At 69.9% G+C, this 15691-nt stretch carries 11 protein-coding genes; 7 read left to right on the plus strand and 4 right to left on the minus strand.

The features are described from left to right. Window positions 1-12 precede the first annotated feature (12 nt). The gene (locus J3S89_RS21120; protein WP_217931216.1) at window positions 13-825 is read right to left on the minus strand and encodes a crotonase/enoyl-CoA hydratase family protein; all 813 of its coding nucleotides are present in this window, start codon (window positions 823-825) and stop codon (window positions 13-15) included. A 248-nt stretch (window positions 826-1073) separates the two neighbouring features. Beyond that, on the minus strand, window positions 1074-1985 hold the full coding sequence (pcaQ, locus tag J3S89_RS21125; protein WP_217931218.1) for a pca operon transcription factor PcaQ: 912 nt from the start codon (window positions 1983-1985) through the stop codon (window positions 1074-1076). 133 nt (window positions 1986-2118) lie between these two features. Here pcaQ and pcaD point away from each other — a divergent pair, with 133 nt between their 5' ends. From pcaD to polA, 7 genes are all read left to right on the plus strand, one after another. Then, window positions 2119-2913: a 3-oxoadipate enol-lactonase gene (gene pcaD / locus J3S89_RS21130; RefSeq protein WP_217931220.1), complete on the plus strand. Its 795-nt coding sequence runs from the start codon at window positions 2119-2121 to the stop codon at window positions 2911-2913. Beyond that, the gene (gene pcaC, locus J3S89_RS21135; RefSeq protein WP_217931222.1) at window positions 2906-3301 is read left to right on the plus strand and encodes a 4-carboxymuconolactone decarboxylase; all 396 of its coding nucleotides are present in this window, start codon (window positions 2906-2908) and stop codon (window positions 3299-3301) included. Before pcaD ends, pcaC begins: the two co-directional genes overlap by 8 nt. A 21-nt stretch (window positions 3302-3322) precedes the next feature. Beyond that, a complete protein-coding gene (gene pcaH, locus J3S89_RS21140; RefSeq protein WP_217931224.1) occupies window positions 3323-4036 on the plus strand; it encodes a protocatechuate 3,4-dioxygenase subunit beta in 714 nt (237 codons plus the stop codon). 14 nt (window positions 4037-4050) lie between these two features. After that, window positions 4051-4641 carry a protocatechuate 3,4-dioxygenase subunit alpha gene (pcaG, locus tag J3S89_RS21145; RefSeq protein WP_217931225.1) on the plus strand — a complete coding sequence of 197 codons (591 nt, stop codon included), beginning with the start codon at window positions 4051-4053 and terminating at the stop codon, window positions 4639-4641. 134 nt (window positions 4642-4775) lie between these two features. After that, window positions 4776-5858 (plus strand): phenylalanine--tRNA ligase subunit alpha, encoded by a 1083-nt coding sequence (pheS, locus tag J3S89_RS21150; RefSeq protein WP_217931227.1) that lies wholly within the window; start codon window positions 4776-4778, stop codon window positions 5856-5858. Between the two features lie 67 nt (window positions 5859-5925). Further along, window positions 5926-8349: a phenylalanine--tRNA ligase subunit beta gene (pheT, locus tag J3S89_RS21155; protein ID WP_217931229.1), complete on the plus strand. Its 2424-nt coding sequence runs from the start codon at window positions 5926-5928 to the stop codon at window positions 8347-8349. Between the two features lie 456 nt (window positions 8350-8805). Next, on the plus strand, window positions 8806-11838 hold the full coding sequence (gene polA / locus J3S89_RS21160; RefSeq protein WP_217931231.1) for a DNA polymerase I: 3033 nt from the start codon (window positions 8806-8808) through the stop codon (window positions 11836-11838). A 9-nt stretch (window positions 11839-11847) separates the two neighbouring features. On the opposite strand, the gene J3S89_RS21165 is transcribed toward polA, so the two are convergent. After that, window positions 11848-13716 (minus strand): acyltransferase family protein, encoded by a 1869-nt coding sequence (locus J3S89_RS21165; RefSeq protein ID WP_217931233.1) that lies wholly within the window; start codon window positions 13714-13716, stop codon window positions 11848-11850. A gap of 202 nt (window positions 13717-13918) precedes the next feature. Continuing rightward, window positions 13919-15661: a PTS fructose transporter subunit IIC gene (locus J3S89_RS23430; RefSeq protein WP_217931235.1), complete on the minus strand. Its 1743-nt coding sequence runs from the start codon at window positions 15659-15661 to the stop codon at window positions 13919-13921. Window positions 15662-15691: the final 30 nt, after the last annotated feature.

Here is a 15691-nt window from a genome sequence, read left to right on the forward strand (position 1 = left end):
ATGCGCCCGAACTCAGTCCGGACGCGTGACCTTGGCGGCGCGCTTCTGCAGGAAGTCGCGGACGCGGTTCTTGGCTTCGGCGTCGCCCTGGGCGACGGCGGAGACGAGGCTCTCCATGAGATAGCCGACGCGCGGATCGGCGTCGGCGATGCGCGGCAGCGCCTGGATCACCGCGAAATTGGTGAGCGGCGCATTGCCGCACATCTTGGTCGCCAGTTCGAGCCCCTTGTCGAAGCCCGCGCCCTCGTCGACCAGATATTGCGAGAAGCCGAGCGGAACTCCCTCGGCGGCCGAATAGGTACGCCCGGTCAGCATCATGTCGGCCATCCGCGCGACGCCGATCAGTTTGGGCAGGCGGACCGAGCCGCCGCCGCCGACGAAGATGCCGCGCTGGCCCTCGGGCAGCGCGTAGAAGGCGCTCGCCTCGGCGACGCGCACATGGGCGGCGCAGGCGAGTTCCAACCCCCCGCCGATCACCGCGCCCTTCAGCACCGCGACCACCGGCACCCGGCCGAATTCGATCTTCTCGAAGCAGCGATGCCAATTGCGCGAATGGAACACGCCCTCGGTCACGTCGCGCTCGGAGATCTCCGAAAGGTCGAGACCGGCGGAGAAGTTCGGGCCGATCCCGTGGATCACCACCGCCCGCACCTCGGCGGGAATCGTCGAGAAGACCTCGTCGAGCGCCTCGATCGTCTCGTCGTTGATGGCGTTGCGCTTGGCCGGTCGGTCGAGCCCGACGACGAGGACGTCGCCGCGCCGCTCCACGACGAGCGGCGATGCGTGCACGGCCGGCCCGGCCTCGGCGGATGCGGTCTTCGGCATCTCGGTCCTCCCACTGTTCGTTCTTGTAATAGTTATTTTCTATAACAATTGAGGCCTGTCAAGCCGGGCCCCGGCATGGGTTCGGTGGAACGAGATTTGTTCGCCCAGCGAAACGTGGGGCGTGTCGATGGAAGGAACGGCCGCGAGCGAGGGACGCCGTCGCGTCTCGTGCCGGATCGACCGGGCCACGTCCCTTCGGGTTCGCCGCCCGCGAAGGTCGGACCGGGTCGGAACGTCGTGCGGCGGTGTCAGCCGTCGGCGACCCGGCGGATCGCCCGCGCCAGCGCCTCGACCGCCCCGGCGACCGGGCTCCCCGCGCGCGTGGTGAGGCCGACCGGCCCGCCCGGCAAGAGCCCGGAAAGGGGCAGCCGCACCAGCGTCTCCTCGCCGAGATCCTCGGCCACCACGCCGCGCGAGATGATCCAGACCGCGTCGCTGCCGCGCGTGTAGGCGCGGCCGAACGAAGGCGCGACCGTCTCGATCACGTCGCCGTCGCGTGCCACGCCCTCGGCGAGGAACAGCCGGTCGACCTCCGGGCGGATGATCGATCCGGCCGTCGGCAGGATGAGGGTGAAGGGGGCGAGTTCGGCGAGGCCGATGGTCCGCCCCGTCGCCAGCGGGTGGCCGGGCCGCGCCACCGCGACGATCTCCTCGGAGTAGAGATGCTCGAAGGCGAGGCCGCGCATCGCCTCGGCGGCGGCGAGCCGCCCGACCACCAGATCGAGCCGGCCCTCGCGCAGCCGCCCGAGCAGCCAGTCGTTCGGCCCGGACTCCACCCGGACCGTCGCGGCGAGCCCGTCCGCCTTGGCCCCGGCCACCGCGCGCGGCATCAACCCGGTCGAGACGGTCGGCAGCACTCCGACCGCCACCACCGTGCCGGCCCCCGACCGCGCCTGCGCCACCAGATCGAGCCCGCGCCGGAGCGCCGCCCGCGCCGCCCCCGCATGCGCGCGGAACGTCTCGCCCTGCGGCGTGAGCACCGCCCCGGAGCGCCCGCGCTCGAACAGCGTGACGCCGAGCGTCTCCTCGAGTTCGCCGATCGCCCGCGACACCGCCGGCTGGGTCAGATGCAGCGCCTCCGCCGCGCGCCCGAAGCCGCCGCGCGCGGCCACTTCCAAGAAACAGGCGATGTGGCGCAATTTGATCCGACCATCGATCATGGGCCCTCCTCGATCATATCGAAATCGACATGGATCGATCGGAAGATATCATTTCCCATGTCGATTACGACATGGAACCATCGGAACGACGAGAAGGGCCGGCCCTGTCCGCATCCTCGGGAGGAACCACCTCATGGACTTCGTGCAAGCGAACGGGATCGTTCTCCATGCCGACTGGCGCCCGGTCGCCGGTCGTCCGGCGCTGGTCTTCGTCAATTCGCTCGGAACCGACTTCCGCATCTGGGATCGCGTCACCGCCCATCTCGGCCGTCGCTTCTCGATCCTGCGCTTCGACGAGCGCGGCCACGGCCTCTCCGGCCTCGGCGAGCCGCCCTACGATCTCGCGGTGATGGCCGAGGATCTGCGCGCCCTGCTCGACCACTACGGGATCGAGAAGGCGATCGTCTGCGGCCTCTCGGTCGGCGGCATGATCGCGATGACGTTTGCCGAGGCCCATCCCGAGCGCGTCTCCGGCCTGATCCTCTGCGACACCGCCCATCGCATCGGCGGCGCCGCCTTCTGGGCCGAGCGCATCGCCATCATCGAGCGCGACGGTCTCGAGGCGCTCGGCGACCCGGTCATGGTGCGGTGGTTCTCCGAACCCTTCCGCACCGAGAAGCCGGCGGAGACGGCGGCGTGGCGGACCATGGTCGTGCGCCAGGACCCGCGCGGCTACGCCGGCACCTGCGCCGCCCTGCGCGACGGCGATCTCGAGGCGGCGGCGCGGGGCTTCCGCGTGCCGACGCTGTGCGTGGTCGGTTCGGTCGACGGCGCCACCCCGCCCGATCTGGTGCGGAGCCTCGCCGACCTCATCCCGAACGCCGAATTCGCCGTGATCGACGGCGTCGGCCACATCCCCTGCGTCGAGGCGCCCGACGTCCTCGGCGCCCACATCCTGCGTTTCACCGAGGAGAGCGCCCTTGTCTGACGAGAACCACACCGAGCGCTGGACGACCGGCATGGCCACTCGCCGCTCGGTGCTCGGCGAGGCCTATGTCGACCGCGCGGTCGCCCGCACGACGCCTTTCGACGAGGGGTTCCAGACCTTCATCACCGAGGGCGCCTGGGGGTCGGTGTGGTCGCGTCCGGGCCTGACGAAGCGCGAGCGCTCGATGATCACCATCGCCCTGCTCGCCGCCCTCGGCCACGACGAGGAGGTGGCGATGCACGTGCGCGCCACCAAGAACACCGGCGCCACGGCCGAGGACGTCGCCGAGGCCCTGCTCCATGTCGCGGTCTACGCCGGGGTCCCCGCCGCCAACCGCGCCATCAAGATCGCCAAGGCCGTCTACGCCGAAGGCGGAACCGAAGACTGAAGAAACGTCAGGGAGAACGACATGACCGAGACGGGTGACTTCATCCGCCGGGATCGGGGACGGCATCCGCCGGCCTTCACGCCCGGTTACAAGACGAGCGTGCTGCGCTCGCCCAAATGCGCGCTGGTGTCCTTGGAACAGGGCCCCGGCGAGAAGGCCGGGCCGGTGTTCCCGCGCTCGATGCTGGCGCCGCTCGACAACGACCTGATCCGCAATTTCGGGACCGGCGGCGAGGCGATCGGCGAACGCATCGTGGTTCACGGGCGTGTGCTCGACGAATGCGGCCGTCCGGTCCGCAACACTCTGATCGAGGTCTGGCAGGCCAATGCCGGCGGTCGCTATCGTCACAAGAACGACGGCTATCTCGCCCCGCTCGACCCCAATTTCGGCGGCTCGGGCCGCTGCATGACCGACGACGAGGGGCGCTATTTCTTCCGCACCATCCGTCCCGGCCCCTATCCCTGGCGCAACAACGGCTCCGACTGGCGCCCGGCCCACATCCACTTCTCGCTCTTCGGCGAGGCCTTCGTCCAGCGGCTGATCTCGCAGTTCTATTTCGAGGGCGACCCGCTCATCGCCAAGTGCCCGATCGTCAACACGATTCCCGATCCGGCCGCGCGCGAGGCGCTGATCGCCCGCCTCGACCTCGCCCAGCAGATGCCCTTCGACGCGCTCGCCTATCGCTTCGACATCGTGCTGCGCGGTCGCCGCCAGACCTTCTTCGAAAATCTGTGAGGGGAGGGGAGATCATGCCCGTCGAATATCTGAAGGAAACCCCCTCCCAGACCGGGGGTCCCTACGTCCACATCGGAACCATGCCGGCGGTGGCGGGACTTCCCGTCCGCAGCCAGGAGACCCTCTCCGTTCTCGCCGGCGCCACCACGCCGGGTGAGCGCATCCGCATCGAGGGCGTCGTCTGGGACGGCTCCGGCCATCCGGTCAAGGACGCCCTGGTCGAGCTCTGGCAGGCCGATTCCACCGGCTCGCATCACGCCGAGGGCTTCTCCGGCTTCGGCCGCGCCGCCGCCGACTTCGCCACCGGCGAATGGTCCTTCGAGACGGTCAAGCCCGGCTCGCTGCCCTGGCGCGACGGTCGCCCCCAGGCGCCCCACGTCTCGATCCTGATCTTCGCGCGCGGCATCAACATCCATCTGCACACGCGGATGTATTTCGCCGACGAGAGCGCCGCCAACGCCGAGGATCCGGTGCTGCGCTCGATCGAACAGGTCGGCCGCCGCGCCACCCTGGTCGCCGAGCGTACCCGCAAGAACGGCGTTCCGACCTATCGCTTCGACATCCGCCTCCAGGGCGATGCCGAGACGGTGTTCTTCGACATGTGAGGAAAACGCCCCCGCGCGAGCGATCGCGCGGGGCTCCTCTTCGCCGCGCGGGCGACGCACACCTTTCCCAACCGGCGAAATCTGGCTAGAAGTGCGGTCGATTTTCCCTCGACGCATCTCGGAAGCCGGATCCCATGAGCGACATCGACGATCTCGAACTCTCCCTGAGCGCCGCCATCGCGGCCGCCACCGACGAGGCCGCCCTCGAGGCCGTCCGCGTCGGCGCGCTCGGCAAGAAGGGGTCGGTCTCCGAACTGCTGAAGTCGCTCGGCGCCATGAGCCCCGAGGACCGCAAGACCCGCGGCGCCGAGATCAACGGCCTCAAGGACCGCGTCGGCGAGGCGCTGACCGCCCGCAAGGCCGTGCTGAAGGCCGCCGCCCTCACCGCCCGGCTCGCCGCCGAGACCGTCGACGTGACGCTGCCCTTGTGGTCGTCGCCCGCCAACGAGGGCCGCGTCCACCCGATCTCTCAAGTGACCGACGAACTGACCGCGATCTTCGCCGACATGGGCTTCGCCGTTGCGGAAGGGCCGGACGTCGAGAGCGATTTCTACAACTTCACCGCCTTGAACTTCCCCGAGGGCCATCCCGCCCGCGAGATGCACGACACGTTCTTCTTCCAGCCCAAGGCCGACGGCACCCGCCGGCTGCTCCGCACCCACACCTCGCCGGTGCAGGTCCGCACCATGCTGAGCCAGAAGCCGCCGATCCGCATCATCGCGCCCGGCCGCACCTATCGCTGCGACTCGGATCAGACCCACACGCCGATGTTCCACCAGGTCGAGGGTCTCGTCATCGACAAGACCTCGACCATCGGCACGCTGAAATGGGTGCTCGAGGAGTTCTGCAAGAGCTTCTTCGAGGTCGAGAGCGTCGAGATGCGCTTCCGCCCGTCGTTCTTCCCCTTCACCGAGCCGTCGATGGAGGTCGACATCCGCTGCGATCGGTCCGGCCCGGAGATCAAGTTCGGCGAGGGCGACGACTGGCTGGAGATCCTCGGCTGCGGCATGGTTCATCCGAACGTGCTTCGGAACTGCGGCCTCGATCCGGACGAGTATCAGGGTTTCGCCTTCGGCATGGGCATCGACCGCATCGCCATGCTGAAATACGGCATGCCGGACCTGCGCGCCTTCTTCGACGCCGACGTGCGCTGGCTGAAGCACTACGGCTTCCGCCCGCTCGACCTGCCGACGCTGTTCGGTGGCCTCAGCGCCTGATTTCTCGACCCTCGCTTTCACCGTGGCCGCGCGCCTCGCGCTGCGGCCGGAGATCCGGACCGATCCCATGAAGTTCACCCTCTCCTGGCTCAAGGATCACCTCGAAACCGAGGCCTCGCTCGACGAGATCGTCGAGACGCTGACCCGCGTCGGTCTCGAGGTCGACGGCGTCGAGAACAAGGGCGCGGCGCTCCGGCCCTTCGTGGTCGCCCATGTGATCTCCGCCGTGCAGCACCCCAATGCCGATCGGCTGCGGGTCTGCATGGTCGACGTCGGCGGTCCCGCGCCGATCCAGGTGGTCTGCGGCGCCCCCAACGCGCGCGCCGGCCTCAAGACCGTGTTCGCCCCCGCCGGGACCTATATTCCCGGCAAGGACATTACGCTCGGTGTCGGCCAGATCCGTGGCGTCGAGAGCCACGGCATGATGTGCTCGGCCGCCGAGCTCGAGATCTCCGAGGATCACGACGGCATCATCGAACTGGCCACGGACGCCCCGGTCGGCGCGGCTTACGTCGACTTCGCCGACCTCGACGATCCCGTGATCGACGTCTCGCTGACCCCGAACCGGGCCGACTGCACCGGCGTGCGCGGCATCGCCCGCGATCTCGCCGCCGCCGGCCTCGGCACGATGAAGCCCGACGTCGTCCGCAAGACCCCCGGCCGCTACGCCTCGCCGATCTCGGTCTCGCTCGATTTCGCGGACGATGAACTCGTCGCCTGCCCGGCCTTCCACGGCCGCTACGTCCGTGGCGTGAAGAACGGCCCGTCGCCGGAGTGGATGCAGCGCCGCCTCCTGGCGATCGGCCTGCGTCCGATCTCGGCCCTGGTCGACATGACCAACTACGTCTCGATCGATCGCGGCCGTCCGCTCCACGTCTTCGACGCGAAGAAGCTGACCGGGAACATCCACGCCCGTTACGGCAAGACCGGCGAGAGTCTCGAGGCCCTCGACGGCAAGACCTATGCCCTCGACGAGCGCATGTGCGTCATCGCCGACGACGCCGGCCCGCTCGGCCTCGGCGGCATCATGGGCGGTGAGCCCTCCGGCTGCTCGGAGGAGACCACCGACGTCTTCATCGAATGCGCCTGGTTCGACCCGGCCAAGACCGCCGAGACCGGCCGCCGCACCGGCATCGTCTCGGACGCGCGCTATCGCTTCGAGCGCGGCGTCGATCCCGCCGCCCTCGAGAACGGCATGGACTACGCCACCCAGCTGGTGCTCGATCTGTGCGGCGGCGAGCCCTCGCACGTGGTCGCCGTCGGCGAGGCGCCGATCGCCGACACGGTGATCGAATTCCCGCTTTCGGAGGTGAAGCGCCTGACCGGCCTCGACCTCCACCGCGCCGAGATCCGCGAGATCCTGGAGAAGCTCGGCTTCTTCGTGGTCGCGCCCGAGGAGGGCGTGTTCCGCGTCGCGGTTCCCTCCTGGCGCGCCGACGTCACCCAGAAGGCGGACCTCGTCGAGGAGGTGATGCGCATCCACGGGCTCGGCAACGTCGTCTCCACACCGCTCGAGGCGACCGGCACCGTCGGCGCCAAGGTACTGACGCCGCTCCAGATCCGCCGCTCCAAGGCGCGCCGCGTGCTCGCCACCCGGACGATGCTCGAGGCGGTCACCTGGTCCTTCGTCTCGAAGCGCGAGGCCGAGCACTTCGGCGGCGGCGCGGCCGAACTGGCGCTCGCCAACCCGATCGCCTCCGACCTCTCCGACATGCGCCCGTCGCTGATGCCCGGACTGATGGCCGCCGTCGGTCGCAATCTCAAGCGCGGCATGGCCGACGTCGCCCTGTTCGAGGTCGGTCAGGTCTTCAAGGGCGATCGCCCCGAGGATCAGCGCCAGGAAGTGGTGGGTCTGCGCCACGGCACCGCCCAGTCCGCCGGATCCGGCCGGCACTGGCTCGGCGCCGCCGGCCCGGTCGGCTGGACCGTCGCCAAGGCCGACGCGCTCGCGGTTCTCGAGGCCCTCGGCGTCGCCGTCGATCGGCTCCAGATCGCGCGCACCGCGCCCGCCTGGTATCACCCCGGCCGCTCCGGCACGCTCCAGATGGGGCCGCAGAACGTGCTCGCCCATTTCGGCGAGATCCACCCGGCGACGCTCGAGGCGATGGACGTCTCCGCGCCGCTGGTCGGCTTCCAGGTCTATCTCGACGCGATCCCCGAGCCCAAGGCCAAGCCCACCAAGTCCAAGGGCGCGCTGGTCCTGCCCGAGCTGATGCCGCTCACCCGCGACTTTGCCTTCGTGGTCGAGGAGAAGGTCGAGGCGGAGAAGATCCTCAAGGCGGTTCGCGGTGCCGACAAGGCGCTGATCACCGGCGCGAGCGTCTTCGACGTGTTCCGGGGCGCCTCGGTCGGCGAGGGCCGGAAGTCGGTGGCGGTGGCGGTGACGCTGCAGCCGGTCCAGGCGACGCTGACCGACAAGGATCTCGAGGCGGTCGCCGCCAAGATCGTCGCGGCCGTGGCCAAGGCGACCGGCGCGACGCTGCGGAGCTGAGATCGATCCGTCCCTGAGAGTCCGAAACGGCGCCATGGGCGCCGTTTCGCGTATCGAGGCCACGGCGATCGCGACCGCACGCGAGATCCGGATGCGGCGGCGCCTGAACGAGCCGCGCGTCCCCCCTCCCCTGAGGGGAGGGGTCGGGGGTGGGGTTCAACCCGTCGACGGACACGGTATCGCGCATCCGGAGTGGAGCCCGGTCCATGACCACGCGCGCCCCGTGCGATCGTCCCGCCGTCGAAGTGCGAGGCGGGCGGTGTCCTGCTCGTCGTCGATGGTGGGCGTTCAGACCGTCATCGCTTCACCCCACCCCTGCCCCTCCCCCGAGGGGAGGGGTTCGAGGGGTGCTCCGATGGCTCGATGACGATCGCCTGCGCCGCCCGACGCGCATTCCCCGGGGAGGAGCGCGATCCGTGCTTGTCCCGCCGCCCGGGGCCGCTACGATGCCGCCCCATGAACACGAGCCTCCCCAACGGCGCCCAGGCGCGTCCGATCCGAGCCGGCGACCATCTCTTCCTGGTCGACGGATCGTCCTACATCTTCCGCGCCTATCACGCCTTGCCGCCGCTGACGCGCAAGTCCGACGGCGTGCCGGTCGGCGCCGTCTCCGGCTTCTGCAACATGCTGTTCCGCCTGTTGAAGGAGGCCAAGAAGACCGGCGCCGGGGTCGAGCCGACCCATCTCGCGGTGATCTTCGACGCCTCCGGCGTGACCTTCCGCAACGAGATCTATGATCTCTACAAGGCCCATCGCCCGGAGGCGCCGGAGGATCTGAGGCCCCAGTTCGGCCTGATCCGCGAGGCGACCCGCGCCTTCAACGTCGCCTGCGTCGAGCAGATCGGCTACGAGGCCGACGACCTCATCGCCACCTATGTGACCCAGGCCCGCGCCGCCGGCGCCGACGTCACCATCGTCGCCTCCGACAAGGATCTGATGCAGCTGATCGAGCCGGGCGTCGTGATGCTCGACACGATGAAGGACAAGCGCATCGGCGAGGCCGAGGTGCTCGAGAAGTTCGGCGTCGTGCCCACCAAGGTGGTCGACGTCCAGGCGCTCGCCGGCGATCCCGTCGACAACGTCCCCGGCATCCCCGGCATCGGCGTGAAGACGGCGGCGCAGTTGATCAACGAGTTCGGCGACGTCGAGACGCTTCTCTCCCGCGCCACCGAGATCAAGCAGCCGAAGCGGCGCCAGTCGCTGATCGATCACGCCGACGCCGCGCGGATCTCCCTGAAGCTGGTCACGCTCGATCGCGCCGTGCCGGTCGAGACCCCGGTCGAGGATCTCGCCGTCGCCGAGATCGACGGTCCGCGCCTCGTCGCCTTCCTCAAGGCGATGGAATTCGGCTCGCTCACCCGCCGCGTCGCCGAGGCGACCGGCGCGGTGGCCGAGGCGATCGATCCGGCGACCGTGCCGGTCACCCATTGGCCGCCCGCGAGCGCCGGGGGAGAGGCGTCCACGCCCGCGCCCGAGGTGGGCGGAGATCCCGCTCCCGCGACCGCCGTCACCGAGGCCGCGAAGCCGACTGCCGCGACCGCCGCCCCGCGCCCCGCGTCGGGCGATCCGGCCGGCGCGGCCACAGTCGTCGGCACGCCCACGGCCCTCGCCGCCGCGCGCGCCGCCGAGGCCCGCGCCCCGATCGACACCAGCGCCTACGAGACCGTCTCGACCCTCGAACGTCTTCAGGAATGGATCGAGGAGGCGCGCGCCGCCGGCCTCGTCGCCTTCGACACCGAAACCACTTCGCTCGACGCGCTCCAGGCCGAGATCGTCGGCTTCAGCCTCGCCACCGCGCCCGGCCGCGCCTGCTACGTGCCCCTGGCGCACCGTTCCGGCGGCGGCGGTCTCTTCGACGACGGATTGACCGAGGGCCAGATCCCCGTCCGCGACGCGCTCGCCGCCCTCGGGCCGCTCCTCGCCGATCCGTCCGTGCTGAAGATCGGCCAGAACCTCAAATACGACGCGCTCATCGTCGCCCGTCACGGACTGACCATCGCGAATTTCGACGATACGATGCTGATCTCCTACGCGCTCGACGCCGGGCGCGGTGGTCACGGAATGGACGAACTGTCGAAGAAGTGGCTCGGCCACACCCCGATCGCCTACAAGGAGGTGACCGGCACCGGCAAGGCGGCGGTGACCTTCGACCGCGTCGCCATCGACAAGGCGACCGCCTATGCCGCCGAGGACGCCGACGTCACCTTACGCCTGTGGCGCCTCCTGAAGCCGCGTCTGGCGGCGGAGGGGCTCACCACCGTCTACGAGACGCTGGAGCGCCCCTTGGTGCCGGTGATCGCCGAGATGGAGAAGCGCGGCATCGCCATCGATCGGCAGATGCTGTCGCGCCTCTCCGGAGACTTTGCGCAGGGCATGGCCCGGCTCGAGGCCGAGATCGAGGAACTCGCCGGCGAACCCTTCAACGTCGGCTCACCGAAGCAATTGGGCGAGATCCTGTTCGGCAAGCTCGGCCTGCCCGCCCCGAAGAAGACCGCCACCGGCGCCTTCGCCACCGGCGCCGACGTGCTGGAAGACCTCGCCGCCCAGGGCCACGAACTTCCGAGGAAGGTCCTCGACTGGCGCCAGATCGCCAAGCTCAAGTCGACCTATACCGACGCGCTGCCGGGCTTCGAGAACCCCGAGACGAAGCGCGTCCACACCTCCTTCGCGCTCGCCGCCACGACGACCGGGCGTCTCTCGTCGTCGGAGCCCAACGTCCAGAACATCCCGGTGCGCACCGAGGAGGGTCGCAAGATCCGCCGCGCCTTCGTCGCGACCCCGGGCAACCGGCTGATCTCGGCCGACTACAGCCAGATCGAACTGCGCGTGCTCGCCCATATCGCCGAGGTACCGACCCTGCGGCAGGCCTTCGCCGACGGCATCGACATCCATGCGATGACCGCCTCGGAGATGTTCGGGGTGCCGGTCCAGGGCATGGACCCGATGATCCGCCGCCGCGCCAAGGCGATCAACTTCGGCATCATCTACGGCATCTCCGCCTTCGGCCTCGCCAACCAGCTCGGCATCGGCCGGGGCGAGGCGGCGGCCTATATCGAGAAATATTTCGAGCGCTTCCCCGGCATCCGCGACTACATGGAGGCCACCAAGCGCGAGGCGCGCGACAAGGGCTATGTGACGACGCTCTTCGGTCGCCGGGCGCATTATCCCGGCATCGCCGACAAGAACGCCGCCATGCGCGCCTTCAACGAACGCGCCGCGATCAACGCGCCGATCCAAGGCTCCGCCGCCGACGTCATCCGCCGCGCCATGATCCGCATGGACGACGCGCTCGCCGACGCCGGCCTCGCCGCGCGCATGTTGCTCCAGGTCCACGACGAGCTGATCTTCGAGGTGCCCGAAGCGCAAGTCGAGGCGACCATCCCGGTGGTCAAACGCGTGATGGAGGGCGCGGCCGAGCCGGCGGTGCGCCTGCGCGTTCCGCTCGTGGTCGACGCCCGCGCGGCGATGAACTGGGACGAGGCACACTGAGGCGCCTCGTCACTTCCCCCGAACCGGCGGTTCCGGCAGGGCCTTCATCAGGATCCGCGCGCCCGAGAGCGTGACGTGGCCGTAGTCGAAATGCATCGGCCCGTCGTCGCCGTCGAAGAGGCGGCAGTGGTCGTCGGGGCATTCCGCGTCCCAGGCCGAGACCCAGGTCGCCCCGGTCGCCGCGACGATCGGCGCCATCGTCCGGTCGCGCGCCCGCCGCTCCGTCAGCCGCTTGCGCGCGGCCAGCTCCGGATCGCCGCGCATCATCGCGTCCGCCAGGATCGCCGGCATCTCGCCGTCGTATTCCACCACCGGCCCGATCACCGTGACGTGGATCCCTCGCGCGACGAGCCGCGAGACCGTGTCCTTCACGAGGCCGTCCTCGCCGCCGAGCCAGCGCCCGGCGAGGACGATCGCGTCGATGCGGTTCTCGACCAGCCACTCGTCGAGGATCCACGGCATGAAGCCGAGGCAATGGCTCTCGGCGCGGACGTTCCACAGGCCGCGACAGGCCGCCCCCGTCGCCTGCATCACGTTCCAGGTGGGAAAACGCTCGGTGATCGCCTTCCAATATTGCGCCGCGTGGCTGTCGCCGAAGACCAGCATGTTGGGCTTGGTCGTCGAGAGCCTCAGGCAGGCGTCGCGCTGGTAGACCTCGCCGAGACTGACGAAACAGGTCCCGTCGAGGAACTGCGCCCTGTGGTCGGCGGTCGAGGGATAGTCGACGTAGGCGGCGACCTTCCGCACCTCCGGCGGATAGGTCCGCCACGTCGCCGCGCCCTGATGGGCGACGAAGGCGAGCCCCAGCATGGCCACGAGCCCACCCGCGCCGACCGCCACGATCGGCCCCGACCGCCCCTGGCGGAAGCGCCGCAGGAACGGCTTTTCGATCAGCACGTGCGAGGCCGTCGCCGCGGCGAAGGAGAGCGCCACCACGATCGCCGTGTCGCTCGGCGTCAGCTCCATGTCGTGGCGCAGGCGCCAGAAGGTGATGATCGGCCAGTGCCAGAGATAGAGCGAATAGGAGATCGCGCCGACCCACCGCAGCGGCGTCGCCGACAGCAACCGTTCCGTCACCGCGCCGGCGCCATAGGCGACGAGGAGCGCCGTGCCGAGCGCCGGCAACAGCGCCCACGGGACCGGAAAGAGACTGTCCGGCCGGATCACCGCGTAGCCGAGCCCGATCAGGCCGAGACCCGCGAGCGCCAGCGCGTCACGCGCCCGGCCGCTCGTCACCCGGGGCGCCGCGCCGACGGCGACGAGCGCCCCGAGCCCCAGTTCCCAGATCCGGCCCGGCAGCGCGTAGAAGGCATCGGTCGCCAGATGCAGCGGCAGCACCAGGACGAGGCCGAGGACGAAGGAGGCGAGGGCCGTCAGGCCGAGCACCAGCTTCAGCCGGGCGGGCGCGAACCGGCGCACCAGGACGAGCAGCAGCGGATGGACGAGATAGAACTGCTCCTCCACCCCGAGCGACCAGGTGTGCAGCAGCGGTTTCGTCTCGGCCGCCTGCCCGAAATAGCCGGTGGTGAGTTCGAACCAGATGTTGGAGACGAAGCCGGCGGCGGCGGCGGCGCTCGCGGCGAGCGAGCGCAGATCGCCCGGAAACAGCGTGGCCATGCCGACGGCGAGGACCACGATCAGCATGGTGAAGAGCGCCGGGAAGATCCGCACCGTGCGGCGGCGATAGAAGTCGAGGATCGAGAAGCGGCCCGCCTCCATGTCGGCGATCATGATCGAGGTGATCAGGTAGCCGGAGATGACGAAGAACACGTCGACGCCGATGAACCCGCCCGAGATCCGCGAGACCCCGGCGTGATAGAGCACGATCGGGATCACCGCGACGGCGCGCAGCCCATCGATGTCGTTCCTGTAGCGCATCGCTCGTTCGCCCCGATGTCCCCTCGTCGGCCCGCGCCGTCCGCGCCTCTTCCATGCGACGGCGGCGCGCGACCCGCAAGGGGTGGCGGGGGCGAAGCGAGCCGGGAAACGCGAACGAACCGCTCCGGTTGCCCGGAGCGGTTCGTCGTGTGCGAGCAAGGCGCCGTCGACAGGGCCGTGTCGACGGCGGGCCCGCCCGGGATCAGGCTTCCACCACCTTCGGCTTCAGGATGCGCAGCAGCACCGCGCTGACGATCGTGCCGGCGACCATGGCGACGAGATAACCGCCGAGATGGGTGACCGCGTTGGGGATCGGCAGGACGAAGATGCCGCCGTGGGGAACCTTCAGCTCGGCGCCGACGCCCATCGAGATCATGCCGGCGATCGCCGAACCGACCATCAGCGCCGGGATCACACGGAACGGATCCTTGGCCGCGAAGGGAATGGCACCCTCGGTGATGAAGGAGATGCCGAGCACGAAGGCGGCGTTGCCGGCTTCCCGCTCGTCGTGGGTGAAGCGGTCGGCGAAGAGCTTGGTGGCGAGCGCCAGCGCCAGCGGCGGGGTCATGCCGGCGACCATGGCGGCGGCCATCGGCCCGTAGACCGCGTTGTCGGCGGAGGCGATCAGGCCGGTGGAGAAGGCATAGGCCGCCTTGTTGACCGGGCCACCCATGTCGAAGGCCATCATTGCGCCGATGATCGCGCCGAGAACCACGGCGTTGGCGGTCTGCATGCCCTTGAGCCAGCCGGTCAGAGCGGAGAGGGCGGCGGCGACGGGCGTTCCGATGACGTAGACCATCAAGAGGCCGACGATGGCAGTGCCGAGCAACGGCAGGATCAGAACCGGCTTCAGGCCGTCGAGATTGCGGCCGAGATGGATGTTGTCGTTGAGGAACTTGACGGTGTAACCGGCGAGGAAGCCGGCGACGATGCCGCCGAGGAAGCCCGCGCCGATGGTGCCGGCGAGCATGCCGCCGATCATGCCCGGCGCGATGCCGGGTCGGTCGGCGATCGAATAGGCGATGAAGCCGGCGAGGACTGGAACCATCAACCCAAAGGCACCGGAGCCGCCGCCGATCTGCATCAGTGCGTGGGCGAGTGTACCCGCGTTCTCCTTGTTGCCTGCGTAGATGCCGCCGAGCGCGAAGGCGATGGCGATCAGGAGGCCGCCCGCCACCACGAAGGGCAGCATGTAGGAGACGCCGGTCATCAGATGTTTGTAGGGGCCGGTGCGTTCGGTGGCGCGCGCCGCCTTCTCCGCCGCGACCCGGTCGATCAGCTCGCCCGCCGCCGCGCGCTGCACGGTCGCCTCGGCGAAGGCCTTGGCGATCAGCGCCTTGCCGTCGTTGATCGCCGCCTTGGTGGAGGTCGAATAGACCGCCTTGCCGGCGAAACGCGAGAGATCGACGTTGGTGTCGGCGGCGATCACGACCAGATCGGCCGCCGCGATCTCCGCCGCCGTCAGCGCGTTCTGCGCGCCGACCGAGCCCTGTGTCTCGACACGGACCGCATGGCCGAGCGCCTTGGCGGCGTTCTCGATGCCTTCCGCCGCCATGAACGTGTGGGCGATGCCGGTCGGGCAGGAGGTCACCGCGACGATGCGCCTGGCCGCGCTCGGGGCGGCCGGAGCCGGGGCGGCGGCCGGCTTGCCGAGGAGGCCGGTGATCGCGCCGGCGGGGTCGGCGAGCGCCGCCTCGAGCGAGACGGTGGCGCTGGCTTTGCCGGCGAAACGAGCGACGCCGGCATCGCCGTCGCCGACGATCAGGACGGCGTCGGCCTCCGCGATCGCCGCCTCGGCGAGCGGGGCGGAGCTGGTGCCGCCCGTGCGGCTCTCCACCGTCAGGCTCGCGCCGGCGGCTGCGGCGGCCTTGCGCAGCGCTTCCGCCGCCAGCAGGCTCTGGGTGCCACGGCCATCGGCCGCAACGACTGCGATCAGCTTGGTCATGCCTTCCTCCTGGCGGGGTTCCCCCGCTCG

It is taken from the genome of Pinisolibacter aquiterrae, assembly GCF_019160155.1.
GTDB lineage: Bacteria > Pseudomonadota > Alphaproteobacteria > Rhizobiales > Ancalomicrobiaceae > Pinisolibacter > Pinisolibacter aquiterrae.

What these genes read in the sequence shown, in the direction of transcription:
- J3S89_RS21120 (WP_217931216.1), bottom strand. Translation starts at nt 825, where the DNA reads ATGCCGAAGACCGCATCCGCCGAGGCCGGGCCGGCCGTGCACGCATCG.
- pcaQ (WP_217931218.1), bottom strand. Translation starts at nt 1,985, where the DNA reads ATGATCGATGGTCGGATCAAATTGCGCCACATCGCCTGTTTCTTGGAA.
- pcaD (WP_217931220.1), top strand. Translation starts at nt 2,119, where the DNA reads ATGGACTTCGTGCAAGCGAACGGGATCGTTCTCCATGCCGACTGGCGC.
- pcaH (WP_217931224.1), top strand. Translation starts at nt 3,323, where the DNA reads ATGACCGAGACGGGTGACTTCATCCGCCGGGATCGGGGACGGCATCCG.
- pcaG (WP_217931225.1), top strand. Translation starts at nt 4,051, where the DNA reads ATGCCCGTCGAATATCTGAAGGAAACCCCCTCCCAGACCGGGGGTCCC.
- pheS (WP_217931227.1), top strand. Translation starts at nt 4,776, where the DNA reads ATGAGCGACATCGACGATCTCGAACTCTCCCTGAGCGCCGCCATCGCG.
- pheT (WP_217931229.1), top strand. Translation starts at nt 5,926, where the DNA reads ATGAAGTTCACCCTCTCCTGGCTCAAGGATCACCTCGAAACCGAGGCC.
- polA (WP_217931231.1), top strand. Translation starts at nt 8,806, where the DNA reads ATGAACACGAGCCTCCCCAACGGCGCCCAGGCGCGTCCGATCCGAGCC.
- J3S89_RS21165 (WP_217931233.1), bottom strand. Translation starts at nt 13,716, where the DNA reads ATGCGCTACAGGAACGACATCGATGGGCTGCGCGCCGTCGCGGTGATC.
- J3S89_RS23430 (WP_217931235.1), bottom strand. Translation starts at nt 15,661, where the DNA reads ATGACCAAGCTGATCGCAGTCGTTGCGGCCGATGGCCGTGGCACCCAG.